Consider the following 26831-nt stretch of genomic DNA (forward strand, 5'->3'; position numbering starts at 1 on the left):
GGTTTTGATGGATATCTGACAAGTTAGCGTCTTGCAAGCAAGATAAGCTTTTGAATACGGCTTTGAGTAAAGAGACAATCGACAAACATCGATGGCGGACTTGAAACCCTGAGGTTTTTGCAAGCGCTATTAGGTGCTTTTCTGAGATGAGGGCTTTTAATTGATTTGAAACTTGGTTAATCTGCATGTGAACTCTGTTTTTAGTCATTTTTTATTGGCGTAACTATTTGATCATTAACAGAGTTCAACTTCAAGTTTCTTAAGATCCAACCTATGAATAAATGTTAACCCTACCTATTACGTTATTGATAATAGTGGTTTTCTTGGTCGAGTGGCTAGAGCAATACGAAATATAGATGCACAAATTAAAGCAGCTGTAGAAAAATAAGGTGTTAATTAATCATGATTAAAAATATTAGCAAGCAAACTTTATTCTTTATTTTATTGTTTAATTTTATAACTTTTGTTTCAGCTTGCGAATCGGAACTGATAGCTCAAAAGTGTGAAGTAAATGCTATTTACTCATTTGAAGTTTATAGAAAATTGCTTAAAGAAGGTGGTATTACTATTAACTCTTTCAATTTAAAATATCTTAAAACTGAATTGAAAGAAAATGATATACCTGACGATAAAATTATCAATAATTTAAGTAAATATACTTATATATTAGACCAGCGACAGTCTTTGATTACAGAAATTCATAGTTATTATGTTACTTGTGAAAAAAGTAATGCCCGAATTATAATTAGGTATCTGTCGGAGTTAGATCAAACGCTGAAGTTTTTTTCTGTCAGTATGATCGATAACAAAATTACAAATATTAGTGAAGTTGAAGGTTTAAACTTTAAAGGTAAAGAATTTACTAAGTGGAAATGATATTTTGATAATTAGAAAAATAAGTAAAGATAATAAATGGGGTCATAGCGTTTGTAAAAGCGCTTTGATATTGATTTTATAAACAAAAATGACACCCATTCTAAAGTTTGTATTTTTTATATTTTGCACTAACTTTGAATCAAAAAAATAAAGATGACACCCTTCTTAAAGGTTTCATTCGCAGCCTGTACAAAAACGATTAGAAAGCGCAACAGAAGGCAAGCAACCAAAAAAACTATTGCGTTTTGCCGGTATGCCACGTCAAATCATGCCAAAAGGGTTGCCGTTTGAACTTAAATCCTACCTTGAATTGGTTGAATTAACAGGGCGTGCATACGAGAAGGCAAGCGCGGGTATATTGAAAGCACACATTTACATTTACTAGGAAGGGTCAATATTTCCCTGAACACTGGTTAAAACTGACCACGCAATTTACGCGCGTATGTCATGGCGCAGTAGGTAGAGTGTCATCGCACACACGTTACTGCGAAAATTTAAACAGAAAACGGCGAACGAACATCAGCAATTGCGAAAAGTTACTAGCGTTGTGTTCACACACTTTTAAATCTTAAAATTGCTCTTCAAGAGAAAAGCGTATGTGCCTGTAATGTGGGAGCCTAAATTTTTGAATTTAGCCAAATTCAGAACTTAAGTTTTGAAACTATGTTTAAATCGTGATTATGTCGAAAATGTTTACTTACTAATGATGTCAAGCGGTGTGTTTGTTGTTTTTTTTCAATAAATAATTAAGATGGGTGTCAACTTAAGTTTTCCAGCACCAGGCAAATTTCTGCCGATTTCAGTTAAAGTAAGCTTATTACCCGAAATTAATGCACTGCTACAGCTTAGTAATGTTTTTACTCTGTCGTTATTGAATGACGCTAATGAATTTTTAAAATACTTATGGCAAACTGATGTTTCAGGCATAGCAATTGAGACTTATGTGGGTTGTGGTGATTTACATAAGATCATAAATTGCTGTGCCTGTCACGTTTTGGGGATTCGTCAGCCTAATGGGAGTCCAGAAGTCTTATTGATCATGCGAGTTATAATTATGATGCTTGGAGAAACTTATGAAAAGTAAAAGTACTTTAGGACTAGGTTTAGTGGCACTAGTCTTAATTTTGCTCACTTCATGCATGTCGTTTTCCGATGAAGACCGAATGAAAGAAATTGCGCTTATTAAGTTAGAGTTAAATTCGACTGATAAACACACAACAATTATCATGTTGGGGGCTGATTGTTTTTGTGCTAGTGAGTCAATTACTTACGATATTCGGGTGAACGAACGCGTTTACACTGTTAGGCCACGTTACGCCACACTTGTAGATGAACACTTACCAAAAAGGGTCTCTTTCTTCATTGATTGGAAGGAAGATCCCGGTGCCCGAAATTTCAATGCGAAATGGGTATCATTTGAAGTTAAAACCGACTCAAAGCCTATAGTGTTTTTATATTTTTCAGATGGTAAGATTGAGCAGTTGGAATTTGAAGATGGCTTCAATGAGTTTGCAAAAATTAGATTAATCCGTCGAGCACTTGATAAAGATTAAAAAAGGAACATCCCTAAATTGGATTAATTTATAAAAACAAAGAAAAAATAAAGATGACACCGAAAACTTTAAGATGATACCCATCTTAAAGGTTTCATTGGCAGCCTGTACAAAAACGATTAGAAAGCGCAACAGAAGGCAAGCAACCAAAAAAACTATTGCGTTTTGCCGGTATGCCACGTCAAATCATGCCAAAAGGGTTACCGTTTGAACTTAAATCCTACCTTGAATTGGTTGAATTAACAGGGAGTTGTATTCGAGAAGGAAGACGCGGGTATATTCAAAGCACACATTTACCTTTACTAGAAAGAGTAAATATCTCCCCAGAAAACTGGTTAAAACTGACCACGCAATTTTCGCGCGTATGTCATGGCGCAGTAGGTAGAGTGTCATCGCACACACGTTATTGCAAAAATTTAAACAGAAAACGGCGAACGAACATCAGCAACTGCAAAAAGTTACTAGGGTAGTGTTCACACACTTTTAAATCTTAAAATTGCTCTTCAAGAGAAAAGCATATGTGCCTATAATGTAGGAGCCTAAATTTTTGAATTTAGCCAAATTCAGCACTTAAGTTTTTAACTTAAGTTTTAAGTTAATAGTGAAGGAAGAACATTATGGAAAATGAATGGGGAAGCATTTAAGAGCCCAGAAAAACATAATCAAAGTACTTTATGCATCAACATAACAATAATAGAAGGAGGTGGTTCATGCAATTGGTAACGAATAAACTAAATTTGACGATCTTTATAGGGTTACTCCTTTTCTCCAAACCAGGAGAAACTAACAGTTTGGTCAATGAATCGAAAATACAAGAGGATGTACCGCATGTGCCTTTTATGAAATTAGTTGTTTTCCCTGAAATGTATGACAAAAAAAAAATAAAAATAACGGGTTTACTTTTACGTAGTCATAGAGAAAATCCAGTTTTTTTAAAGTATGGTGAAGATGCAGCTCGCTCAGGCCGAGCTGAAGAAACTATTCTTCTCTTCAATTTACCCAAAGAAATAACACTCAATGATATAGATGGAGTATATTATACAGTTAAAGGCATCTTTGATAGTGGTTGCATAAAAGATAAACCACCAAACACTCGTTGGAGGATTGAATACTTAGGTTGTATTCATAAGGTGGAGCAGTTAAAGGCCTCAACTAATGGAGATTATAAATACCAGCGTGAGCTGCCTTTATTTCCAATTCCACCACCTAAGAAATAACAGGGGTCACCCATTATAAATTTCCGGTTAAGTAGATAGCTGTTTTTTCTTGATTTTTTATTAAAAAACAAAGTGTTGTTATTTTTAAGCTCACTTTAAATATGACTTCGCATCTAGTTATGACGTCGATTGGTGTGAATATACTCCATGGCTTTAATAAAAAAATAATATTAATTTGAGCGGTTTAATTAAGTGTTATTGATGCTTAATATTTTGCTTTGTGAAAATAGTTTTTAATCGAAATCCTTTATATAATAAATGTTTGCAATTGAGAATATAAAACCATCCACTTTATAAAAACCAGCTTTTAAAGGTCTCAAAGACGCTTTTATCTGGCGTCTCTAGGTTTTTAAAAAGTGCCTGTACGGCATTATTACGGACTTTACAGATCCCTGAACGCGTGCTCGTTTGTGCGGCAACAGGCCAATTTTTAATGCAAATAGCTTGATAAAAATCAGGGTAAGCGTGTTTTATTGGTTGTTCGGTTAAATCGTACGCCACATCGAGCACTGCCAATTGCACTTTTGCAGGCAGTTGTGCAAAATTTAATTCAGCATGTTGTTCTTTAAATTCAATGATAAGTTGCTTGATTTTATTTTTCAACAAGATGATTGATTCATTATGGGATAAATAACATTCGCCGAAGGGCTCGTAAAAATTCACGGCATAGCCCTTTGGTAAACGAATTATACGTGCAAACTCGGTGGCCTTATCGATATTGCTTACTGCTTTTTTAGTGCGTTTGTCTTTAAGGGGAAGCCTAATATAGTCAGATTTTGAGCTGATATGAAAACCTATACCTATATAAGCTCGGCCATTTTTATCGAGATATAAGTATGAGATGTCTGGTAGATAACGGATAAAGTGTTGCTCAACACGTTCCATTTCTAAGGTTTGTTGCTTTTTCATGGATGCTCACATAAACCATAAAGTAAGTGTAATTATAGGAAAGTTAAAAAATAATTGTTAATAGATGAATTAGAATTGTGACTTCATACGTTATATTTCTTAGGTAGCGTGTATTTTAGGGTAAGGCATCAATAATCCTAATTGTGTACGGCCTTATGATTTTCATAACTTTTTCGGCGAAATAATGTGATAACAGGTGACCACCAAGGTCGCAATTTCTTATTTACTTTTTAATTATTGCTTTAGGCATATGTTGTGATTTGTCTTTGTATCTATGCATGGGCTAAAGCAGGACATTTATCCTGTGCCAATATTTTAACCCTGCTAGACTTACTCGGTTTGCTGTTTCAATGATTGAAAACAACCCTCCCCATGGATTGGGCCAGTAGTGTGGGTAATTTGAATGGATAAGGGAACACGCACGTGATTGCACTTTTATTTGATATTGTAGGTATGACTGGGACTTTTTTAGTAGTTGGTGCATTTTTTATGTTGCAACTAGGTAAAGCGGTGCCAACAGGCTTGTTGTACAATATGATGAATTTAACGGGGGCTATATTATTATTGATAAGTCTTTGTTATAACTTTAATTTAGCAAGTTTTGTGATAGAAATATTTTGGATTGCAGCATCATTAATCGGTTTATATAAATATTTAAAAGCGAAACGTAATACTGCAACAGCTTAAATCTACGAAAATTTATAGAAATAATTATCGCGCCGTCGCGCATTTGTATTAATATTGTAAATACTACATTTTTACAGTGTAGTTAATTTATTATGAAATATAGGTGTAAAGCGGCGTAATGACTTTAAAGCAATCAGCATGTATTTTTTTGTGTATTTACACAATTCCATTATCAGCAACTGAGTCAGACGATTTATTTGCACTTAGCTTTGAAGATCTACTTGAAGTTCAAGTCGATATTGCCTCAAAAACTTCCGAAACACTTACCTCAGCCCCATCAACTATTACCGTTTTTAATCGTCAAAAAATCGCTTTATTAGGCATACATAATGCTTTTGAGCTGATGAATTTTGTACCGGGTATGCAATCGACTCGTGGAGATTGGGTTGGAGCTGTGCCTAAAGATCATGCCCGTGGTGTATATTTAGATAGTGGTAATATATTGGTAATGATCAATGGCGAGCGCTTGAATGAGTCATCGTTTGGTAAAGCTTCAGTTTATATGCCCTATATTCCTGTTGAAATCATTGATAAAGTTGAATTTATCCGAGGACCTGGATCTGCATTATATGGCAGTAATGCATTTTTGGGTGTGATGAATATTGTTACTAAAACGCATCACAATGAAATGTCTATCGCTATAGGTAATGCGGGGCAAGTAGGTGCTACTTCGTCGCTTAATCATCAATTTAATGCCAATACCCATGTTTATGCAAATATGGCTTACTACCATAAAGAAGGCGAGCGTTATGAGCAAGGTGTTAAAGACCCTCTTGAGTCTGCCTATCTTGAGGTAGGTATAAACATCGATAAGTTGTCACTAAGTGGGCGTTATAATTTTACTGAATTAAATAAGTTTCTTAATTTAGGTGGCTATTCTAACGATAATCAACACCGTAGCGAAAATCACTTTCTATCTTTAGGGTATGATTGGCTAGATTCTGATTCGAGCTCTGTATCTTCAAAGGTGTCGTATACTCATCACGAAATTCAAAGTGCAGGGCTAATAGCATCAGCCAACGCGTTACTTAATGCTAATCATGATTTTTTTATTGGCCCTGATTGGCACACAACTGATTTGAAAATAAATATAGACGCAAGCCATACATTTTATAACGGCTGGTCATTGAATTCAGGTGTTGAATATAGCCATGCAGAGCAGCTTAAAGCTGATGTGCGTACAAATTATTTTGATTCAAGCCGTGGTGAAATTATTGTCGAAGATCCGTTCTATCAAGGTGGAATAATAACAGTCAATGACTTTGCTCCTTTTACTGATCTCAAATCCAGCTTTGAGACAAAAAGCGTTTATGGGCAGCTTAAAATTCCTTATTCAGAACAACTAACCTTGTTTGTAGGTACTAGGTATGATGATGTTAAAGATTTAGACAGTAAATTATCACCACGTATATCAGTTATTTATCAACCGGCTTTAGCGCATACTTTAAAGTTGCAATACGGCGAGTCATTTCGTACTCCTGTGACTAATGAGCTATATTCGAATGATGACGTTACTATGGGTAATCCAAACTTACAGTCTGAGTATGTTAAAACGACAGAGTTAGTATGGCGTTATAAACATCTGGATTGGCATTTAAACTCAGTACTGTTTTATAACCAGTTACATGATTTTATTAATATAGTGCCACATACAATTCACGACAACATGTTTACTTTTGAAAACCAATTAGATGACATTAACCGAGGCATAGAACTTGATAGCCGTGTGCAGATAAACAGTGATTTTTCTGTTGAAGCTACTTATACCCATTATTTTGATGTACCAATGAGGCCAACATTTAAACGCTTTGCAAGTGTGATTGCGAATTACCAATATGATCAATGGATGTTAAGTTTAAATAGTGTTTGGCGTGACCAAGTTCAGGCACACACTACAGATCATATCTTTGATCAATCAGCGTATTTTCTCATTGGTGGGGCTGTAAGTTGGCAGCTTAGTGCAAAAACTCAAATCAGCTTAAAAGCGCATAATCTCTTAGATAAACACTACGATGTATATGATCCGCGAGTGAGTAATGGTGCAGTTGCTGGTGTCGGCAGTGAATACTCGTTACACTATCAAGTCAAATTTTAAGTTTTTGAGGCGCTAAGCTGCGCATTATGGTTGCTCATGTTGTACTTTTCCAGAAAGATTACGCTTGCTATTGTTGTGCTCATTATAGTGTTATTACTAAGTTTTTTATTTGGGCGTCAATATGATTTAGGCAATGCAAAGCGCCAAGCCGAAGTGCAAGTTGGGCAACTCAGTCACTACCTTGATACTGAGCTGTCTCGGTTTGCAACAATTCCTTATCTAGCCACAGACAATCAATTATTAACCACGTTTATTAGTAATGAAAATCAATCCGCACAACAGGTTAATAACTATTTAGCAGATATACAACAAGCCAGTGGCGCATCTGATGTGTATGTACTCAATCGTGAAGGAGATGTGATCGCATCAAGTAATTGGCAACTTGATTACACGTATATAGGTAATAATTTTGCGTTCAGGCCTTACTTTTATCGAGCGTTAGCGGGTGATAAAATTGCCTATTTTGCTTTGGGCTTACGTTCAAATGAGCGGGGTATATATTTTTCAGAGCCTATTTACCTTAATCAGCAAGTTATTGGTGTTGTAACACTTAAGGTAAACGTCTCTAAATTTGAGACTGATCGTCAATTACTCAATACATCGCATGCGAGTCATTTTTATTTAACACTGGATGATAAAATTATCGCTATGTCGGATAAACAATCATGGCGACTTAATACCTTTGATTCTTTATCTAATATACAGCTGCAACAGTTACAGACAAGTAGACGTTATTTGGCTCACACTCCCACAGCCATTGATTTAGCGCAAACAACAAGCCAAGGCATCACATTATTGTCTATTGGGCAGCGCCAAACACGTCGTCAGTTTGTACCAGCAAGTGCCTCAATCGATCGGATCAAAGCAGATATGACGGTGTTAGTGGATGTTTCATCGGTCAATCTTGATCAACTCCCGCGGTTATTTTGGCTGGCGGTTATTTACATCAGTACCTTGCTTATTTTTTATAGTCTAATGGCGAGGTTTGCCGGTTATAAAAAGTTACTTTATTCGCGGCACAGTCTTGAGCAAGAAGTGATAGAGCGTACACATGCTTTAGAAAATGCTCAAACAGCATTACTGCAAGCGGCTAAGCTTGCCACTATTGGCCAGCTTAGCGCGGGTATTAACCATGAAATTAATCAACCATTGAGTGCTATGAGCACATACCTTGTTAGTGCTAAACGTTTAATTACCAAGGGGGATATAGAGCAAGCGGCAAAGAATATTGTCATCGTACAATCTTTGATAGATCGCGTGCATAAAATAGTAGGCCAATTAAAGCATTTTAGTAAGCCAGCCCAAACCCAGTTACGAGCACAAAGCTTAAATCAATTACTCCGAAATGCGATGGTTATTGCTTCCGCACAGTTAAAACACGATGATGTAACGGTTCAAGAAATCGTTATAACTGATGATATTAAAGTATGGGTTGATGAAATTAAATTTGAGCAAGTATTAGTTAATGTTATCACTAATGCAAGCCAAGCAATGCTACAAAGTCTAAAGCGTGAGTTAAGCTTTGAGATTGAACAATTTGACGATCGCGTTAAATTATCAATTTTAGATACGGGGCCGGGCATAGAGTTACATGCGTTAGGCACTATTTTTGAACCGTTTTATAGCACTAAATCGACAAACGGCTTGGGTTTAGGTTTATCTATTTCTAAGCAGATCATTAATTCATTTAATGGCTGTTTAAGTGCGCACAATCGTCCTACCGGCGGTGCCCAATTTATAATTACATTAACAAGTACCCAAGGAGAGCAATGAATACTTTAGCTATTGACTGCAAGCAAATCATTGTAATAGATGATGAAGCGATGATCCGTGACTCATTAAATCAACTGCTAACACTCGAAGGGTATCAGGTACAATGTTTTAGTGAACCTGTGAGTGCATTATCAAAATTAAGCCGTCGTTTTAATGGCATTGTGCTCAGTGATATTAATATGCCAAAAATGGATGGCTTGGCTTTTTTAGAGCAAGTTAAGGCATTCGATAGCGAACTGCCCGTTATATTCCTAACAGGATTTGCTGATGTGTCTGTAGCTGTTAAAGCAATGCAGTTGGGGGCTTACGATTTATTTGAAAAACCACTGACAGAGCAATTGTTAGACTGTATCGCAAGAGCAAGTGATAAACGTGCGCTGGTAATGGAAAACCGTGCATTAAAATTAGCAGTAGAAAAAACATCTGCTCCGGGTGTACGTATTTTGGGTGAAACCGTGCAGATGCAGCAAATGATGCATTTACTCAATACCGTTATTGATACGCCAGCGGATGTGATGATTGAAGGCGAAACGGGTACGGGGAAAGAGTTAGTAGCGCGATATTTACACGATCAAAGCAACCGTTCTCGCTGTAATTTTGTTGCTATAAATTGCGGTGCAGTACCAGAGCAACTTATTGAAAGCGAATTATTTGGCGCGGCCAGTGGTGCTTACACTGGCGCAACGCAAAGCCGCCAAGGAAAATTCGAGTTTGCACAAGGTGGTACTGTTTTTTTAGATGAAATTGAAAGTACGCCAACGTCACTGCAAATAAAATTACTACGCGTGCTCGAAGAGCGAAAAGTAACACCTGTTGGCAGTAATAGCGCTATTGATTTAGATGTACGTATTGTGGCAGCGACGAAGGTTGATTTATTGTCACTGGTAGATAAAGGGGAGTTTCGCGCTGATTTATACTACCGCCTTAATTTAGTTAAAGTGAGCATCCCAGCACTGCGTGATAGAAAAGCCGATATTCCCTTGTTATTTAAACATTTTAGCTCTATTGCCGCTACGCGCTTTCATAAGCCACCTGCGCCGCTAAGTAGCGATATGCAGCAAAAGCTAATGAATTACCCATGGCCTGGAAATGTACGAGAGCTGAGAAACCAAGCTGAACGTGCTGTGCTACTTGGGGTAGAGCTTGCCTTTGCAAATACAAATAATAATAACCCAGAGCAATTATCTCAAGATTTGAGTTTAGCTGAGAAAGTCAGTTTTTATGAGCAATCATTAATAGAAGAAGCCCTTGAACGTCATCAAGGAAGCATAAAAGAGACCATGCAGACTTTGCAAATTGCGCGTAAAACCTTATACGACAAAATGAACAAATATGCACTTAATCGAGATATGTTTACTGATTAATGTGTGGAAACAGTGACAAATATGTTTTTGGAGTGTGCGGTTTTCCACACTAATAATTGATTTTAAAATTCGCTTTTCACTTTAAGTTTTTGATTATGTTTATTTATTTAAAATTTAGACTGATTGGCAGTAAACTTGCCTTTATTGTTAGGAACAACAAATGATCCTAACAATAAGGGCACATAATGATAATAATAGATAAAAAATCAATCCCTGTATTTGCAGCCACAGGGCTTGTTTTAGCTTGCTGTGGACAACCTGTAAATGCTGCGCAGTACTCTATTTATGGCAAAGCTGAAGTGCAAATTGCTAACACAGACAAAGGTACAATGCGTTATGCAAAGGAAGGGACACATATTGATGCCCCGTTTTCGCGTATTGGTGTCAAAGGTGAACATGGCTTAACAGATTCTCTTAAAGTTATATTTAAGTATGAAGTACAAGTTAAAGGTTTTGAGCATGACGATACAAGTGATCCATTTACAGCTCGTAATACTTACTTAGGCCTTGCAGGGGACTTTGGTGAGATAGTCATTGGACGTAATGACACTCGGTTTAAGTACTCTGAAGGTAAAGTTGATAACTTTAATGAAACACAAGCTGATATTGCACAGTTATTACCAGGCCAAGATCGATTAGGCGATACAATCACTTACAGCTCAAAATCATTTGCAGGTGCGCAATTATCACTGACTTATGCACCACAAGATGACAGTTCAAACAACGAAGCTGGCTTTGCAGCGACATTGATTTACGGTGATCGAGGTTTAAAAAATAAAAACTATTATGTAGCAATCAGTCATGTTGACTCATTAAATAACATAAATGCGAGCCGGCTAGTGGCTGCGTGGAAACAAAGCGATTTGCAACTTGGTGCTATTTATCAGCGAAGTGAATCTGTTGATGGTACTAAATCGGGCAATGGTTACGTTTTAAGTGCGAGTTATAAATTAGATAAATGGCAACCCAAAGTGCAATTTGCCAGTGATGACTCAACCATTCGTCATAGTACAAAGGGCACACAGTGGACCGCTGGGGTTGACTATTTATTTGATAAACAGACCACAGCTTATTTATTGTATACCGATCTGGATTTACAGCAGCAAACAGACAATAGCTTAGCCCTTGGCTTAAAGTATAAATTTTAAAGGGGTCATTTATGAGTACACAAATTATTGAGAGTAAATCTGAAAAAAGCCCGATGCTACAAATGGTGATGCTTTTATTAGGCCCTGCGGTTATGTTATTTACCTGTTTAATGGATCCGCCATCAGGCATGAGCACAGCGGCTTTTCGTACAGCAGGATTAGCATTTTGGATGGCATCGTGGTGGGTGAGTGAGGTTGTGCCAATTCCTGCTACAGCGTTATTGCCGCTGGTTTTTTCACCGCTTGCGGACATTGCCGCAATAAAAACTGTGGCAGCACCTTATGCGCACCCATTGATATTTTTATTCTTAGGGGGATTTTTAATCTCAATTGCGATGGAACGTTGGGGTCTACATAAGCGCATTGCTCTGCGTACAATGTTGTATGCTGGCTCAAAACCCAGTTTACAGATCTTGGCTATGATGCTAGTAACTGCTTTTTTATCAATGTGGATGTCTAATACCGCAACAGCAGTGATGATGTTACCAATTGCACTTTCCATTACACATTTAGTTCAAAAATCGAACCCAAATAATAATGGCTTTGGTAAAGCACTGCTTTTAGCAATTGCTTACGGCGCAAGTATCGGCGGGATTGCAACACTAATTGGTACACCACCGAACGCATTAATGGCCGCTTATTTATCTGATAGTTACCAAATTGAAATTGGCTTTGCACAATGGATGATAGTGGGCGTGCCTTTATCGTTAACTATGCTGATCATTTGTTGGGTATGGTTAACTAAATTTGCATATAAAGTAGATAAAACAGATGAGAAAAAGATAAAAGTTGATACTAAGTCACTCTTTAGTGCGCAGTTGAAAGATTTAGGTCTTATGCAACGAGCTGAAAAAGGCGTGTTATGTGTATTTGCTTTTGCGGCGATATGCTGGATATTTAGACCGTTAATTGCGGATTTTTCTGGCTTAAAAATATCTGACACAGGCATCGCAATTGCAGCTGCTTTATTGTTGTTTGTATTACCTGCAAATAAAGGCAGTAACGAGCGCATTTTAGATTGGCCAAGTGCCGCAGGCGTTCCATGGGGAGTGTTATTATTGTTCGGGGGTGGATTAACCCTTGCGGCGCAAATAAAGTCATCAGGTTTAGCTGAATACATAGCACACATGATTGAAGGCGCAAGTGCAATCCCACTTGTATTGAGCGTCTTAGCAATTGCGACATTAATTACCTTTTTAACTGAGATCACTAGTAATACAGCAACAGCCGCTGGATTCTTACCTTTACTTGGTCCTGTTGCTGAATCAGTTACAGGCACACCTTTAGTATGGGTGATCCCTGCAGCAATTGCGTGCAGTTGCGCATTTATGATGCCGGTTGCAACACCGCCAAACGCGATAGTGTTTGGCTCAGGGCAAATACAAATAGGGGATATGATTAAAGCCGGTTTTGTACTAAACCTTATTGCTATTATCTTGATCACTTTAGTGACGATGACTATTGCGGCCTCCGTCTTTAACTTTTAATAACTAAACGAGTTACCCAACTCAAGAGTGCTGTTAAAATTTTAATAGCACTCTTTTTACGTGGTAAAACATTAAGCCATATAATTCTAGTGCGAAACACGTATCTTGAGGTTGCTTGGGTATAGGTATATATTAGTTATACTTTTATCACATACTCAGAGTACGCTTTTGTCTGCTAATACCCAAATTCCTTGTATTGATGTTGTACTATCAGCCCAACTTAATGATATGCAGCAACGTTTTAACGCTACCCCTTATTTACCAATTGCCAAAAGAATCGTGTTACTTAAGCAGTTAAAACGAGTGTTAATTACCTGCGAAAATGAATTGATAGCGGCTACGTCAAAAGATTTTGGTTATCGAACTGAGTTTGATACCGTGTTGGGGGATATTTTACCTACTGTTAAAACCATCTCGCACACTATCTCGCATTTACCAAAGTGGGCGAAAGACTCCCCTCGTAAAGCTGGGCTGAGCTTAGCACCTTCAAAAATTGCAGTAAGCTATCAGGCCAAAGGAGTTGTAGGAATAATATCGCCATGGAATTACCCGATTCAACTTGCAATCGTGCCGGTGATCACTGCGATTGCTGCGGGTAATCGTGTGCTGTTAAAAGTGAGTGAATTTACCCCGCATACAAACCAAGTACTCAAACAAATTTTTACTGATGAACTTGCAGAGCATTGTGCTGTTATAGAGGGGGATACAACTCTTAGCCAGCAATTTTCGGGGCTACCATTCGCACATTTATTTTTTACTGGTTCAACAGCCGTTGGTCGTCATGTTATGACTGCGGCGAGTAAAAACCTCACGCCCGTTACGTTAGAGTTGGGTGGAAAATCGCCTGTTATCATTACCGAAAATGTTGATATTTTAAAAGCTGCGAAAGCTATTTTATTTGGTAAAATGGCCAATGCTGGGCAGATCTGTGTTGCTCCAGACTACATTTTAGTTCCTGAAAAACTTGAGGAGCAGCTGGTACAAACTTTATGTTCTTTATATAAAAAACATTTTCCGCTGGGTGTTGAGGGCAAAAATTTAACGTCAATTATCAGTGAACAGCATTTTTCTCGATTAACTAACCTGCTCGATGATGCACAACAACGCGGTGCGCAAGTTGTTATGCCGCTTGATGATAATCAATCGGATGAGCAAAAACACCGCCTTGGTCTGCATATAGTGACACACGTTAATGATGATATGTTATTGATGCAAGAAGAGCTTTTTGGTCCAGTATTACCAATTATGAGTTATCAAAGTTTACCTCAAGCACTCAATTATGTTAATCAGCATCCACATCCACTGGCATTGTATGTTATGGGGCAAGATCAGCAGGTAAATCAGCTCGTTCAGGATTCAACACACAGTGGCACTTTTGCTGTTAATGATACACTAATGCAAGTTACTGCGGACGATGCACCTTTTGGTGGTTTGGGGCCTTCAGGAATGGGTAACTATCATGGTGTTGAAGGGTTTTTAACATTTAGCCATGCGCGAAACACATTAAAAACGGGTAGTTTCAACCCAAAGTTAAGTCTATTATTGTCTCAAAATAAGGCATTAATTAAAGTGCTAAAATGGTTGTATTTACGCCCATAAAGAGCGTAAATATAACCATGACTAAGTTATTAGGCGTTTAATATATCTTTTATTAAAACTTGCTAATCTAGGGCGTGTTGACCTTTGTGGATTGAAATTTGTTCAACCTAGGGGCAATTTAATCGCGGCGCGAGGTTTGTAACCTAGCGGGCTAAGTAAAAACCGAGCAAAGCTTCCGCGTCCTGCTCACGCCCCTTACCTACATCCGTGTAGGTAACAAAGAGTCAATCGCCCCTAGAAAGAACCCTTTGGGCAGCGCATGTTTGGCATTTATACTGCGTTATCGCCTATTTATGGGGAACAACCACACTACATAGGCGCTGCCTTGCCTAAATACCAAACAGACTGCTGCAAAATCAATCACGAAAGGTCAACACGCCCTAGGGGCTATACCGTTTTCTACTCTTGCAACTTACTTACCCGATGCAGTAATAAAGGGCTAAAACCACCTAGCTAAAACTTAAAACATACGTCCTTCGCCAGCATAGAGTCCAGCCAGAATTCGCTCGTAAAGTACATCGGCTTTCTCTTTTGCCTCGGTAACTTCAGCGGGGAGCATTTTACGCTCATCAAGTTTTCGGCTATGGCTTGCATTTAAATTACCATTATACTCAGCAATGGTATTCCAAATATACGATTTTTCAATGTTCTTTTGTACGCCTAGGCCTTCAAAATACATTAGCGCCATATTAAATTGCGCAAGTGTGTAGTTGTTTCCAGCTGCTTTCTCATACCATCGCATGGCTTGTTTATAATCTTGGCTTACGCCTTCGCCATTAGCATACATTACACCAAGGTTAAATTGAGCTGCAGGCATATTTTTTGCTGCTGCTTGTTTAAAAAGAGTCACAGACATTTGCTTATCAAGTTTTACACCTTTACCTTCTTGGTAAAGAACCGCAAGAGCAAACATTGAATCTACATGTTGCTTTTTGACTCCTTCTTGATAAAGCGCAGCCGCTTTATGGTAGTTACGAACGACGCCGTGACCGTTTTCGTAGAGCTTACCTAATTCGTATATACCAGGTGCAAAGCCTTTATCAGCAAGATAGTTAAACTCTTTTAGCGCTTCTTCAAATTGCCCTTCGTTGGCCGCGCGTATCCCATCTTCAAGTCCTGCATGGGCAACACCATTAAAGCCAAGTGCAGCGACCATTAACAATACATTAAACTTAGGTTGCCACATGGCAATATCTCCATTGAGTTTATAACTCTTTAATTTTAGTCCTAACAATAGCAATTGCCTAGCTTGGTTCTAAAAATGATAACGAATAGATATAAGATACAGATATTACAGAAAATTTAAAGAAATAAAAAAAGCCCCTTAGGGGCTTTTTGGGTTCATATCAACCGTCACCGATATGAGCAATGTAGCAAGTAAGTGTGATCTTAAAGTTGTATTACTTGGGTCGAGTAAGCAATACTGCTGAAGCGTCACTATCTTCATCAACAAAGTTGTACTAAAGGGGTCCAGCATCCTTACTGGATATTCTTCCCTAGGGCACTGAGGTCGGTACATTCCATTCACACTAAGCGAAGTATTAATGTGTGGGTTACTCTGTGTTGATGCGAACGATTATTACTTAGTTTAACGTGTCAGTCAACAGTTAAATGATAACTATTTACATTTAATTTGTTTTATTTTGAATTGCTCCATTTACACCGGCGAATAAGTTGATTACCGTAGGGTTATTCGTACTCTAATAAAAACTAAAATGTTTATAAAAAATATACGTTTAAACTATAAGCTTGGATTGATTGGGTTAATGCTGCTTAGTTTAGCTGGGTGTTCAGCATCTTTTACCTATAACAATATTGGTTGGTTATCCACATTTTGGATTGATGATTATGTTGATTTAGACAAGCAGCAAAGTAAAACGGTTAAATCGTTAATCAAAGAAATGCGAGATTGGCACCGAAAAACACAGCTACCGTTATACAAAAAAGATCTTATTACATTACAAGAGATACTGTCAGGAACACCATCGCAGAAAATACTTGTTGCGCACTTTCAAAATACTAAACAACACTGGCAAATTTTAGTAGAGCATATAAGCATGCCTTTAATTGAAGTTGCCAAAACACTTGATAGTAAACAACGTGCACAGTTTATAGCTGCAATTAGCGACAAAATGAATGAAGAGCAGCAAGAATTTGCAGATCAAACAGCAAAGGAGCGTTCTGAAGAGCGTTTAAAAGATCAATTAGCAACTTATGCTGATTGGCTGGGAAAGTTATCGGCAGAACAAACGCAGCTAATTACAGTGGCTAATAGTGAATTTCAATCAACATTTATATTATGGCAACGCTATAAACAAACGCGGTTAGATGCTTTGAGCAGTGCATTTAACTCCGATAAACTCGATAATGATGATTTTACGCGAGAGCTTGGCCGTATTATTAAAAACAGGCACGCATTTATGAGTGAAGAGTTAATTATGCACGATCAACAAAATTTAGCGCGTTATGCGGCATTATTAGTTGATTTAAGGCAAACCTTGTCGGATAAACAGATTAAGCATGCACGTAAGGAGTTTACACAAATGGTTGATGAAATAGACGATTTGATAAATGATTGATATTTTAAGGGATCCAGCCAGATGAAAATACGTAGAATTTCATGGCAGCAAACAATCCCTCTTCGCCACCGTGTTTTATGGCCAAATAAACCTTTAGAGTATTGTCATATACCAGAGGATGACGATGGTTTACATTTTGGGGTATTCGTTGATGATTTATTAGTGTGTGTAGCATCCGTATATTTAACATTAAATAAAGCACGTTTACGCAAGTTTGCCACTGATCCGCAATATCAAAATCAGGGGATAGGATCACAATTGCTTACATTTATCATTACGTTTTTAAAAGGTGGCACTGTTGATTACTTTTGGTGTGATGCCAGAGAGTCTGCTTTAGAGTTTTATAAACGGTTTGATATGCATGTGTGCAGTGAGCGCTTTTTCAAAGGGGAGGTAGCCTACTATAAAATGGAAGTTGCACTTTAGTAACTTTTAGTTCGTCTGAGCGTTATTAGTAGAGGTTAAATGCAGTGATTGGCCTTCTACACTTGAGATATAACCATTTATGTTTAAAATAATAGCCAGTCTCTTCTTAAATTAAGTTTATAAATGGATATTGCGGCTCTTAATAGCACGCTTGCTTTACGTAGTAGAGTTCTTAAGTGGATGTGCCTGTGTCTAGGTGTTCTGTCAGGGATATTTGCGGTATTTAATCTATTAATAAATGACTTTTTAATATTAGGCGCTTTGGAAGTTGTTTTTTCTGTGTATTGTTTTGGTATTTATTTTTATATAACTAAACATGTATTTAAACTTTGGCAGCCTGTCAGTATTTGCACTTTTGTGTCGTTATTAGTTGTGCTGGGTAGTTACTTATCAAGTGTATATAACGCACTTTTTGTTTGGACCCTCGTTTTACCCGTTCTGTATTACTTATTATTGGGAAAGTTGTGGGGCTTTGGTTTGTCAATGTCACTGGCTCTGTTGCAAGCCATCGCATTAATAACAAAAGAAAGTGTGGCTCCATATTCCCCATCGAATCTAGGTTTAAATCTCGCATTTAGCTATGTTACTATTTGGGTTATTGCGCATGTATTTGAAACAAGCCGAGCTAGTTTTTCTAAGCGTTTGGAAGATTTAGCAATGTTAGATCCACTTACAGGCGCTGGGAACCGCTTAGCAATGAATCAATATTTTGAGATTGAACTTAGTGATAAAGAAAATCTTTATACGATGGTAATGGATTTAGATTTTTTTAAGAAAGTAAACGACGAGTTTGGCCATGCAATTGGTGACAGTGTGCTGATTGAAGTAACTAAAATTATCAAATCTCAGTTAACTAAAGAAGGTGCTGTTTTTCGTATTGGTGGTGAAGAGTTTGCCATCTTTGTTGCCCACTCATCGGCGTCTGAGGCGGCAAACATTGCAGAAAATATTAGACATACTATAGAGAATAATAAGCTTATTATTGCAGAGCAATTAGTGTCAATTACAGCAAGTATTGGCGTTATCGCTTACAGTGGCAATGAAACCTTAAAGCAAACAATAAAAGCAGCAGATGATAGGCTCTATCAAGCTAAAAATAACGGACGTAACCAAGTTGTTTTTAATGACCCACCACAGGGAAAGCAACTAAATCAAGCCTCTTAATGACGCGACTATTTAATTTCCTTGATACATTAACTCAAACTCTGGAATATTTTGTTCCCACAGAGGCAAGTCTTTTCCTAAATGCTCACGTATTGCATCAAAAAATAGCCGAGTACGAACTGGTAAATCGCGATGTGGATAAACGGCATACATTGCACTGTATTCGGCAAGTTTTAAATGTGTAAGCATAGGCACTAATCGTCCTTCCTTAATTTCATTGCCGATAATAAACGCGGGTGCAAGAACATAAGTTGTTCCAGAAAGGGTTTTATCTAAAAGTACTTCTGCATCATTCGCTCTAAATACGCTTTTAATTTTTTGCTCTTGTGGCAAACCAAACTCATCAACATACTTCACGCCCTCAACGCGCAATGAAGTGCTTGAATAGCTGGCTGCGGGTAAATCAATTAAATCTTCAATTTTTTCAGGCAATCCATACGTTCTAATAAACTCTGGTGATGCCAAAAGTAGTAATCGATTACGGGCAATTTTACGAGCAATTAAGGATGAATCTTTGGGCTCTCCCACCCTAAATGCTAAATCAAACCCTTCAGAGACAATATCGACAAGCCTATCATCTAAGCGTAACTCAACCTCAACCTGCGGAAAGCGTTTTTGAAAATCATTGATCACTGGTTGTAAATAACGCCTTCCAATAATGGTTGAGGATGTGATTTTTAACACGCCGCGCGGTTCTTGGTGATAGTTCTCAGCAAGGCGTACGGTTTCACCTAATAGTTCGCGTAGCTCACTGGCTTTTTTGACCATTTCAGCGCCAGCTGCAGTAAGTGAAAATGAACGAGTGGTTCGATTTAATAAACGAACACCTAAGTCATCCTCAAGACGGCTAATTTGTTTTGAGATCACAGAACGATCAATATTACGGGTTTCAGCTGCTTTAGCAAAAGAGCCACGCTCAACCACTTCTAACAACATTAATAAACGACTCGTAGTATCCATATTTTGCTCATTCAAATTTAATTGGTGCCATATTGGCATTAATGAGTTTTGAAATCTATAGTTTTTGTCCGCAGGTTTGTTCCGTACCATGGATAAATATACTAAAAGGAGCGTCGTCATGAACAAACACTTAATAGCTACTGCAATTTTAGGGGCATCACTTGCTCTGAGCGGATGTGCGGAAGAACCAAGCCAACAAACCAGTCAACAACAGCACTTACAGCCAATTGATGTTGCACAAGTAATTATCAAACCAGTACAAAATTGGCACACTTTCACGACACGACTTGAAGCACCTGAAGAGGTTGCTCTTATGCCACGAGTTGCAGGGGTTATTGATCACATTGCGTTTAAAGAAGGCGATAACGTTAAACAAGGCGATTTACTGTTTAAATTAGATGCTCGTCCATATGCGGCAGTTGTTACCAGCCTTGAAGCACAAGTACAAAGTGCAAAAGCGGCTTTATCTCAAGCTCAAAGCGAAGCAAAAAGAGCGGTAAGGTTAACGCAGCGAAAAGCTATTTCTACCGAGCAAGCTGAATCTCGTACTTCGATGTTACATCAACGAGAAGCTCAGTTAGCAGCATTAAAGGCGCAGCTAGTTTCAGCCAAACTGGATTTAGAATTTACAGATATACGCTCACCGATTGATGGCGTTATCTCCTTAGCAAATATTACCAAAGGTAATAACGTACTGGCTGGGCAAACGGTTTTAACGTCAATCGTGTCAAATCAAACGATGTACGCGTACTTTGATGTAGACGAGCGTACATGGAATAGCGCTTTTAATGATGTAACAGCCAATGATAAACAACAAGTTGTAATGCAAAAGGTCGGTCAACGTGCATTTGCTCACATTGGGTATATTGATTTTATTGATAATCAAATAAACGCAGCAACGGGTACATTACGTGTACGTGCACGCTTTGATGAAAACGAAGCGCTACGCGCGGGGTCATTTGCGCGTATTAAATTAGCCGCCAGCGATGTCACAGAGCAGGTAATCGTGCCAGATAGAGCGATAGGTACCGATTTGAAAAATCGTTTTGTATTGACTGTTGGTGACAATAATATTCTTGAATATAAGCTTGTTACGGTTGGTGAGCGCTACGGTCGTTTTCGCACTATCACATCAGGCTTAAAAACAGGCGATGTGATAGCTGTTAATGGGCCTGCACGTGTGGGACCAGGTATGCCCATTGCGCCAAATCAAATAACGTTAGATACCGAAGGTGTGGCGTTTACGCTCTCGCCAACAGCGCAGCATATTTTAATGGCTAAGAAGTAGGGTAATTTATGAAATTTTCACACTTTTTTATCCAACGGCCAATCTTTGCGGCCATGCTGTCATTAATTATTTTAATTGCTGGTGGTATTTCGTTATTTCAATTACCAGTGAGTGAATACCCTGAAGTTGTGCCTCCAACGGTTGTTGTTACAGCTAACTACCCGGGTGCAAATCCAACGGTAATCGCACAAACTGTTGCCACGCCATTAGAGCAAGAAATTAATGGCGCTGAAAACATGCTGTATATGTTTTCACAAGCGACCAGTGATGGCCGCATGACGTTAACTGTTACGTTTGCGCTCGGTACTGATTTAGATCGTGCTCAAGTGCAAGTGCAAAACCGCGTTAACAGTGCATTGCCACGTTTACCGCAAGAAGTGCAACGCTTAGGCGTTGTGGCTGAAAAGTCATCCCCAGATCTAACCATGGTGGTACATTTGTATTCACCTGAAAAAACCCACGACACCGCTTACCTATCTAATTATGCGGATTTGTATATAAAAGACCAAATTGCACGTTTAAGTGGAGTGGGAGATGTACAGCTTTTTGGTGCTGGGCAATACTCTATGCGCGTATGGTTAAACCCTGATGCACTTGCAGCACGCGAATTAACGGCAATGGATGTGGTAAGCGCACTTCGCGCACAAAATCAACAAGTTGCTGCGGGTAGTTTAGGTGCACAGCCAACCTCAAACGACAGCCAATTTCAGGTGCTACTTAATGTTAAAGGACGTTTAAACAGCATTGAAGAGTTTGAACAGGTGATTATCAAAGTCGGTGAACAAGGCCAACTTACACGCTTAAATGATGTTGCCCGTATTGATTTAGGCCAAAATACGTACTCGTTGCGTGCGGAGCTCAATAATCAACCCGCTTTAGCAATGCCGATATTTCAGCGCCCGGGTTCGAACGCGATAGAGCTTTCAGATCAGGTGCGTGAAACGATGGCACGTTTATCAAACGATTTTCCAAGTGGGGTTGAGTACGACATCGTTTATGATCCTACTGTATTTGTACGTGGATCAATTGATGCTGTAATTACCACGTTACTAGAGGCAATTGCACTTGTTGTTATTGTGGTGGTGTTATTTTTACAAACATGGCGCGCTTCGATAATACCTCTAATTGCTGTGCCAGTATCTTTAATTGGTACGTTTGCTGTGATGCAATGGTTAGGTGTTTCGATAAATACCTTATCGTTATTTGGTTTAGTATTAGCAATCGGTATTGTTGTTGATGATGCCATCGTTGTGGTCGAAAACGTTGAGCGAAACATTGAGCAAGGTCTATCCCCTTTAGAGGCTACCCGTGTAGCAATGAGTGAAGTGACAGGGCCAATTATCGCGATTGCGTTAGTGCTGTGTGCAGTGTTTATTCCAACGGCATTTATTTCTGGGCTTTCAGGTCAATTTTATAAACAGTTTGCGCTAACAATTACGATTTCTACGGTTATATCTGCATTTAACTCACTAACACTGTCGCCAGCATTAGCAGCGTTATTGTTAAAAAGTCACGACGCAAAGCCAGATGCATTGACACGTTTACTTAATCGTTTATTTGGCCGCTGGTTGTTTGCCCCGTTCAATCGAGTGTTCGATCGCGGTGCTAAAGGGTATCAAAAGCTTGTTAAAAAAATGATGCGAATGAGTATGGTGGTAATGGTTGTTTATGTTGCTCTACTCGGCGGTACGTTCAAACTTTTTGATGCTGTCCCGGGTGGCTTTATTCCTGCACAGGATAAACAGTACCTAGTAGCAATTGCTCAATTACCTGACGCAGCAAGCTTAGATCGTACGCAAGATGTAGTAAGACAAATGCAAGAAATAGCGCTGCAAGTCCCCGGTGTTGCTGACACAGTTGCGTTTCCAGGCTTGTCAGTTAATGGCTTTACCAATAGTCCTAACAGCGCCATTGTCTTTACTCCATTAGATGCGTTTAGTGAGCGTACTGATCCAAGTCAGTCTGCGATGGCTATTGCCGCGCAACTTAATCAGCGCTTTAGTGCTATTGATGAGGCCTTTGTTGCTGTTTTCCCGCCGCCGCCAATTCAAGGTTTAGGCACTACAGGTGGTTTTAAACTGCAAATTGAAGATCGTGGTAATAAAGGGTTCGAAACCTTATTTAATAGCTTGCAAACAGTAATTGGAAAGGCACAACAAGATCCTGCTTTAATGGGGTTGTACTCAAGCTTTAGGATTCAGGTTCCGCAAATGGATATTGATATCGACCGTGAACAAGCGCTGATCCAAGGCATCCCATTAGATGAAGTATTTAATGCACTACAAGTATATCTTGGCTCTATGTATGTTAATGACTTTAATATGTTTGGCCGTACTTACCAAGTTAATGCCCAAGCTGATATAGATTATCGCCTTGATCCAGAACAGGTATTAAACCTTAAAGTACGAAATAACCGAGGTAACATGGTACCGCTTGGTTCAGTATTAACGGTAACGCCAACCACAGGTCCTGATCGCGTTATGCATTATAATGGTTACCCAAGTGCAGAGCTTAACGGCAGTCCAGCACCGGGTTATAGCTCAGATCAAGCACAACAGGCTATTGAACTCATTCTGGCTGATAATTTACCCAGTGGCATAGAGTATGAGTGGACAGAAGTGACTTTTCAGCAGATTTTGGCGGGTAATACCATGGTGTATGTCTTCCCATTGGTGGTGTTATTAGTGTTTATGGTATTAGCAGCGCAATATGAAAGCTTACGTTTACCGCTGGCGATTATCTTAATTGTGCCTATGACAATATTCTCAGCATTAATGGGTGTATGGCTAGTGGGCTCTGATAATAATATTTTCACGCAAATTGCATTAATCGTCTTGGTCGCACTCGCGTCTAAAAATGCGATATTGATGGTGGAGTTTGCGCGCGATAAAAATAACCATGGATTAAGTCATTTTGATGCGATTTTAGAAGCGTGTCGGATGCGATTAAGACCAATCCTCATGACTTCGATTGCCTTTACTGCTGGTGTAATCCCGCTGGTATTAGCAACAGGGGCCGGTGCAGAAATGCGTCATGCGATGGGGAATGCAGTATTTTCAGGCATGATTGGTGTGACGGTATTTGGTTTGTTATTCACGCCAGTATTTTATATTTTGGTCACAAAAAGCAAAGAACACGCGACAGTGGAGCAAGTAAATGAACAGTAATAAGTTGCGTATAACCGCTGTATTGGTTGCGGGGTTGTTAGCCGGTTGTGCTAGTAAAATAGATGAACAGCAACATCAGAGTCAGCTTCAAGAGTTTGTTGCGCAAACACAAATTGCATCTCAGTTAGTAGGTCAAGATGAACTGAATTGGTGGCAACAATTAGATTCGTCACAGCTTAATAACTTGGTTGCAAATGCGCGTGCTAATAATCACGATTTACGAACCAGCCAATTAAAACTAAAAAGTGCACTTGCCCGCTTAGGGGGACAAAAAGCACAATACTTGCCCCAAGGTGGGGTAGGTATTGAAGCAACGCGTAGTAGTTTGGGCGAACTAAATACTCGCCAGTCAGCTGCCAATGCCAATTTTGATTGGCAACTGGATTTATTTGGGAAAGTGACTGCATTAGTTAATGCCAGTAATGCAGGGGCAATGAGTCAAGCAGAGCAAGTACGTGCGCTACATATTGAAGTTGTTGCGTCGGTGGTTAAAGGGTTTGTAAGTTATCAAGGAAATAAGCAAAAACAGCATATAATTGAACTGCAAATTGAGGCGCTTAAACAAAGTATAGGTGTATTGCGTGCTCAGGTTGAAGAAGGGATTGCTAATGAGCTTGATTTAAACCGTACTTTAGCGCAGCTAAAGCGCCAGCAAGCATTATTACCGGATATTAAATATGCACAGTTTCGCGACTTAGCAACACTTGCAATGTTATCAGGGCAATTACCGAGTGATATTACATTGATAGATGAGCGTAGTGTACTTGAACGTGGATTTACGGTTAGTTTAGCAAAACCAAGTGATGCTATCGCGCTTCGTCCTGATATTAGCCAAGCGTTATTTGAGTTTAGCCAAGCTTACTCATTAAGCGTAGCGGCAAGTAAAGCGTTGTTACCAGATATTAGTTTAAGTGCATTTGCAGGTGTATTGAGTTTAGATAACAATCGATTGTCAGATACACAGCAGCAATGGCAAGTTGCACCACAAATAAAGTGGTCATTATTAAGTTACCCGGCTTTATTAGCCCAGCGTGATGCACAACAATACTTGAGTGAAGCCGCTTACAGTCAATATCAACACGTTGTGTTAAATGCAATGAGTGAAAGTGAACTATCATTGCAATTATTAGTAAAGCAAAGTCAGCAGCAAGACTATGCAAAACAACGCTTTGATTTTGCCAATAGTGCCTTTTTACAAGCGCAGGCTATGTATCAAGAAGGGCAAATACCATACTTAGAGTTGTTAGATGCGCGACAGGATGTTTTAATAGCGCAAGAAAATGCAATTGACTCAACGATTTCATCATTACTTGCCAAGGTAGATACCTATCAAGTATTTAATGGTCGTTGGAGTTATGTGTTAGTTAATTAGCCAATGTAGAGTTATTGATGCCACATACTGATTTTTTATCGCCAATTCCCGCAACTATGCGCGCGATTGCGCTACTTGAGCCCAACGAGCAGATCGATTTATCTGAGTTGGAATTGCCTGTGCCAGAAATTGTAGACAATGAACTGCTGATCAAAGTTGAGTATGTTGGCTTAAATCCCGTTGATGCATACTTTGCTAAACAGGGCTTTTGCAAATGGCAATACCCCCACACTCTTGGCTTAGATGCTGTGGGGGTGGTTGTTAAAGCACGTAAGGGGATATTCCCTGAGATAGGCTCGCGGGTAATGTGGCATGGTAATATTGGTGAGCAAGGCGTGCTGTCTGAATACGCCAAAGTCCCTAATTACGCTGTGTCACTAATACCAGATGAAGTCACATTTAGCGATGCTGCGGTGTTACCTTGTGCGGGGATGTCAGCGTTAATTGCGCTTGATAAATTGCAATTGACAGAGGGCGATTCAATCCTGATTGAAGCCGGCGCAGGTGCTGTTGGTCAATTTGCAATTCAGTTTGCCAAGCAACGTGGTGCCACTGTTTTTACAACGGCAAGTAAGCGAAATCATAAACTTGTTAAAAAACTGGGTGCTGATGCTGTGTTTGATTATACCGATAAAAAACTCAGTGAAAAAATCAAGAAAGAGTTAGGCCCACAAGGTTTTGATGCGGTACTGGATTCAATTGGTGGTGAAACAACAGTGCGTAATGTTGAATTAATGCGATTTTGTGGTCGTATAGCCTGTTTAAATCCACTGCCTAAATTTGAGCAAGAGTTGATGTTTAGGCGAGCGCCTAATATTGGTATTGTTTCATTAGGAGGGGCATGGCTGGCTAATAGCTTGTGCGCTCAACAGCGAATGAGTTTTATGGGAAATTTATTGCTCGAAAATATGGCGCAAGGCACACTCATGATCCCTGCTATTACTGCAGTTAAATTTGATGCAATAAGTATTTCCAATGCACTCAATATGCAAGTTAATGGGGGGTTTACCGGTAAGCAAATAGTGCAGGTTAACCATACTTAACTATCCTTGTTCGCGAGAAATAAAAACGAAGAAGCCCCGAATATCAACGGGGCTTTTTTAGTTAAAGGTAAATAGCCCTGATCTCGGTTATGCACTATTATCCGAATATGTGGGGAAAGGGTAT

General features: G+C 38.9%; 22 protein-coding genes and 2 pseudogenes. 20 read left to right on the forward strand and 4 right to left on the reverse strand.

What is annotated here, in order from left to right:
• The coding region (locus HJP15_RS21670; protein WP_212760590.1) for a hypothetical protein at nt 1-187 on the reverse strand (187 nt) is incomplete at its 3' end.
• Nucleotides 188-402: 215 nt separating this feature from the next.
• Between HJP15_RS21670 and HJP15_RS00005 the strand changes: the two genes are divergently transcribed.
• The 6 genes and pseudogenes from HJP15_RS00005 to HJP15_RS00020 all read left to right on the forward strand — a co-directional run bounded on the left by HJP15_RS00005 (nt 403) and on the right by HJP15_RS00020 (nt 3646).
• Entirely contained in the window at nt 403-876 is a 474-nt protein-coding gene (locus HJP15_RS00005; protein ID WP_170172774.1) for a hypothetical protein, read from the forward strand.
• A 187-nt stretch (nt 877-1063) separates the two neighbouring features.
• Nucleotides 1064-1448, forward strand: a pseudogene (locus tag HJP15_RS21765) (hypothetical protein); the annotation flags it as partial.
• A gap of 179 nt (nt 1449-1627) precedes the next feature.
• Nucleotides 1628-1960: a hypothetical protein gene (locus HJP15_RS00010; RefSeq protein ID WP_170172775.1), complete on the forward strand. Its 333-nt coding sequence runs from the start codon at nt 1628-1630 to the stop codon at nt 1958-1960.
• Between the two features lie 22 nt (nt 1961-1982).
• The gene (locus tag HJP15_RS00015; RefSeq protein WP_170172776.1) at nt 1983-2429 is read left to right on the forward strand and encodes a hypothetical protein; all 447 of its coding nucleotides are present in this window, start codon (nt 1983-1985) and stop codon (nt 2427-2429) included.
• Between the two features lie 107 nt (nt 2430-2536).
• Nucleotides 2537-2899 (forward strand): annotated as a pseudogene (locus tag HJP15_RS21770) (hypothetical protein); the annotation flags it as partial.
• 240 nt (nt 2900-3139) lie between these two features.
• Nucleotides 3140-3646, forward strand: coding sequence for a hypothetical protein (locus tag HJP15_RS00020; RefSeq protein WP_170172777.1), 507 nt, complete (start codon nt 3140-3142; stop codon nt 3644-3646).
• Nucleotides 3647-3937: 291 nt separating this feature from the next.
• Here the strand turns inward: HJP15_RS00020 and HJP15_RS00025 are convergent, their stop codons facing one another.
• Nucleotides 3938-4555 (reverse strand): lysozyme family protein, encoded by a 618-nt coding sequence (locus tag HJP15_RS00025; RefSeq protein WP_170172778.1) that lies wholly within the window; start codon nt 4553-4555, stop codon nt 3938-3940.
• A 423-nt stretch (nt 4556-4978) separates the two neighbouring features.
• Between HJP15_RS00025 and HJP15_RS00030 the strand changes: the two genes are divergently transcribed.
• From HJP15_RS00030 to HJP15_RS00060, 7 genes are all read left to right on the forward strand, one after another.
• A complete protein-coding gene (locus HJP15_RS00030) occupies nt 4979-5242 on the forward strand; it encodes a CBU_0592 family membrane protein (protein ID WP_054204975.1) in 264 nt (87 codons plus the stop codon).
• Between the two features lie 118 nt (nt 5243-5360).
• Nucleotides 5361-7337, forward strand: a complete 1977-nt coding sequence (locus tag HJP15_RS00035; RefSeq protein WP_170172779.1) for a TonB-dependent receptor — start codon at nt 5361-5363, stop codon at nt 7335-7337.
• A gap of 36 nt (nt 7338-7373) precedes the next feature.
• On the forward strand, nt 7374-9110 hold the full coding sequence (locus HJP15_RS00040) for a sensor histidine kinase (protein ID WP_170172780.1): 1737 nt from the start codon (nt 7374-7376) through the stop codon (nt 9108-9110).
• Entirely contained in the window at nt 9107-10474 is a 1368-nt protein-coding gene (locus HJP15_RS00045; protein ID WP_054204972.1) for a sigma-54-dependent transcriptional regulator, read from the forward strand. The genes HJP15_RS00040 and HJP15_RS00045 overlap by 4 nt, the downstream gene beginning before the upstream one ends.
• Nucleotides 10475-10659: 185 nt before the next feature.
• Nucleotides 10660-11622, forward strand: a complete 963-nt coding sequence (locus tag HJP15_RS00050; protein ID WP_169328360.1) for a porin — start codon at nt 10660-10662, stop codon at nt 11620-11622.
• An 11-nt stretch (nt 11623-11633) separates the two neighbouring features.
• Nucleotides 11634-13109: an SLC13 family permease gene (locus HJP15_RS00055; protein ID WP_054454049.1), complete on the forward strand. Its 1476-nt coding sequence runs from the start codon at nt 11634-11636 to the stop codon at nt 13107-13109.
• 228 nt (nt 13110-13337) lie between these two features.
• Nucleotides 13338-14708: a coniferyl aldehyde dehydrogenase gene (locus tag HJP15_RS00060; RefSeq protein WP_170172972.1), complete on the forward strand. Its 1371-nt coding sequence runs from the start codon at nt 13338-13340 to the stop codon at nt 14706-14708.
• 460 nt (nt 14709-15168) lie between these two features.
• Here the strand turns inward: HJP15_RS00060 and HJP15_RS00065 are convergent, their stop codons facing one another.
• The gene (locus tag HJP15_RS00065; protein WP_054454052.1) at nt 15169-15894 is read right to left on the reverse strand and encodes a tetratricopeptide repeat protein; all 726 of its coding nucleotides are present in this window, start codon (nt 15892-15894) and stop codon (nt 15169-15171) included.
• Between the two features lie 580 nt (nt 15895-16474).
• On the opposite strand from HJP15_RS00065, the gene HJP15_RS00070 reads away from it, so the two are divergent.
• From HJP15_RS00070 to HJP15_RS00080, 3 genes are all read left to right on the forward strand, one after another.
• Nucleotides 16475-17287 carry a DUF6279 family lipoprotein gene (locus tag HJP15_RS00070; protein ID WP_235575748.1) on the forward strand — a complete coding sequence of 271 codons (813 nt, stop codon included), beginning with the start codon at nt 16475-16477 and terminating at the stop codon, nt 17285-17287.
• A 21-nt stretch (nt 17288-17308) separates the two neighbouring features.
• The gene (locus HJP15_RS00075) at nt 17309-17713 is read left to right on the forward strand and encodes a GNAT family N-acetyltransferase (RefSeq protein ID WP_054204968.1); all 405 of its coding nucleotides are present in this window, start codon (nt 17309-17311) and stop codon (nt 17711-17713) included.
• 123 nt (nt 17714-17836) lie between these two features.
• The gene (locus tag HJP15_RS00080) at nt 17837-18877 is read left to right on the forward strand and encodes a GGDEF domain-containing protein (RefSeq protein WP_054204967.1); all 1041 of its coding nucleotides are present in this window, start codon (nt 17837-17839) and stop codon (nt 18875-18877) included.
• 12 nt (nt 18878-18889) lie between these two features.
• Here the strand turns inward: HJP15_RS00080 and HJP15_RS00085 are convergent, their stop codons facing one another.
• Complete coding sequence (locus HJP15_RS00085; protein WP_054205064.1) at nt 18890-19837, reverse strand: LysR family transcriptional regulator; 948 nt, start codon at nt 19835-19837, stop codon at nt 18890-18892.
• 118 nt (nt 19838-19955) lie between these two features.
• On the opposite strand from HJP15_RS00085, the gene HJP15_RS00090 reads away from it, so the two are divergent.
• From HJP15_RS00090 to HJP15_RS00105, 4 genes are read left to right on the forward strand one after another with little or no spacing between them, the layout of a single operon-like run.
• Nucleotides 19956-21125, forward strand: a complete 1170-nt coding sequence (locus HJP15_RS00090) for an efflux RND transporter periplasmic adaptor subunit (RefSeq protein WP_054454056.1) — start codon at nt 19956-19958, stop codon at nt 21123-21125.
• A gap of 8 nt (nt 21126-21133) precedes the next feature.
• Nucleotides 21134-24292 (forward strand): efflux RND transporter permease subunit, encoded by a 3159-nt coding sequence (locus HJP15_RS00095; RefSeq protein WP_054204965.1) that lies wholly within the window; start codon nt 21134-21136, stop codon nt 24290-24292.
• Complete coding sequence (locus HJP15_RS00100; protein ID WP_170172781.1) at nt 24282-25664, forward strand: TolC family protein; 1383 nt, start codon at nt 24282-24284, stop codon at nt 25662-25664. The genes HJP15_RS00095 and HJP15_RS00100 overlap by 11 nt, the downstream gene beginning before the upstream one ends.
• Nucleotides 25665-25681: 17 nt before the next feature.
• On the forward strand, nt 25682-26707 hold the full coding sequence (locus HJP15_RS00105; RefSeq protein WP_170172782.1) for a zinc-binding dehydrogenase: 1026 nt from the start codon (nt 25682-25684) through the stop codon (nt 26705-26707).
• Nucleotides 26708-26831 lie beyond the last annotated feature (124 nt).

The organism is Pseudoalteromonas sp. NEC-BIFX-2020_002 (genome assembly GCF_013002825.1).
GTDB classification, from domain to species: Bacteria; Pseudomonadota; Gammaproteobacteria; order Enterobacterales; family Alteromonadaceae; genus Pseudoalteromonas; species Pseudoalteromonas neustonica.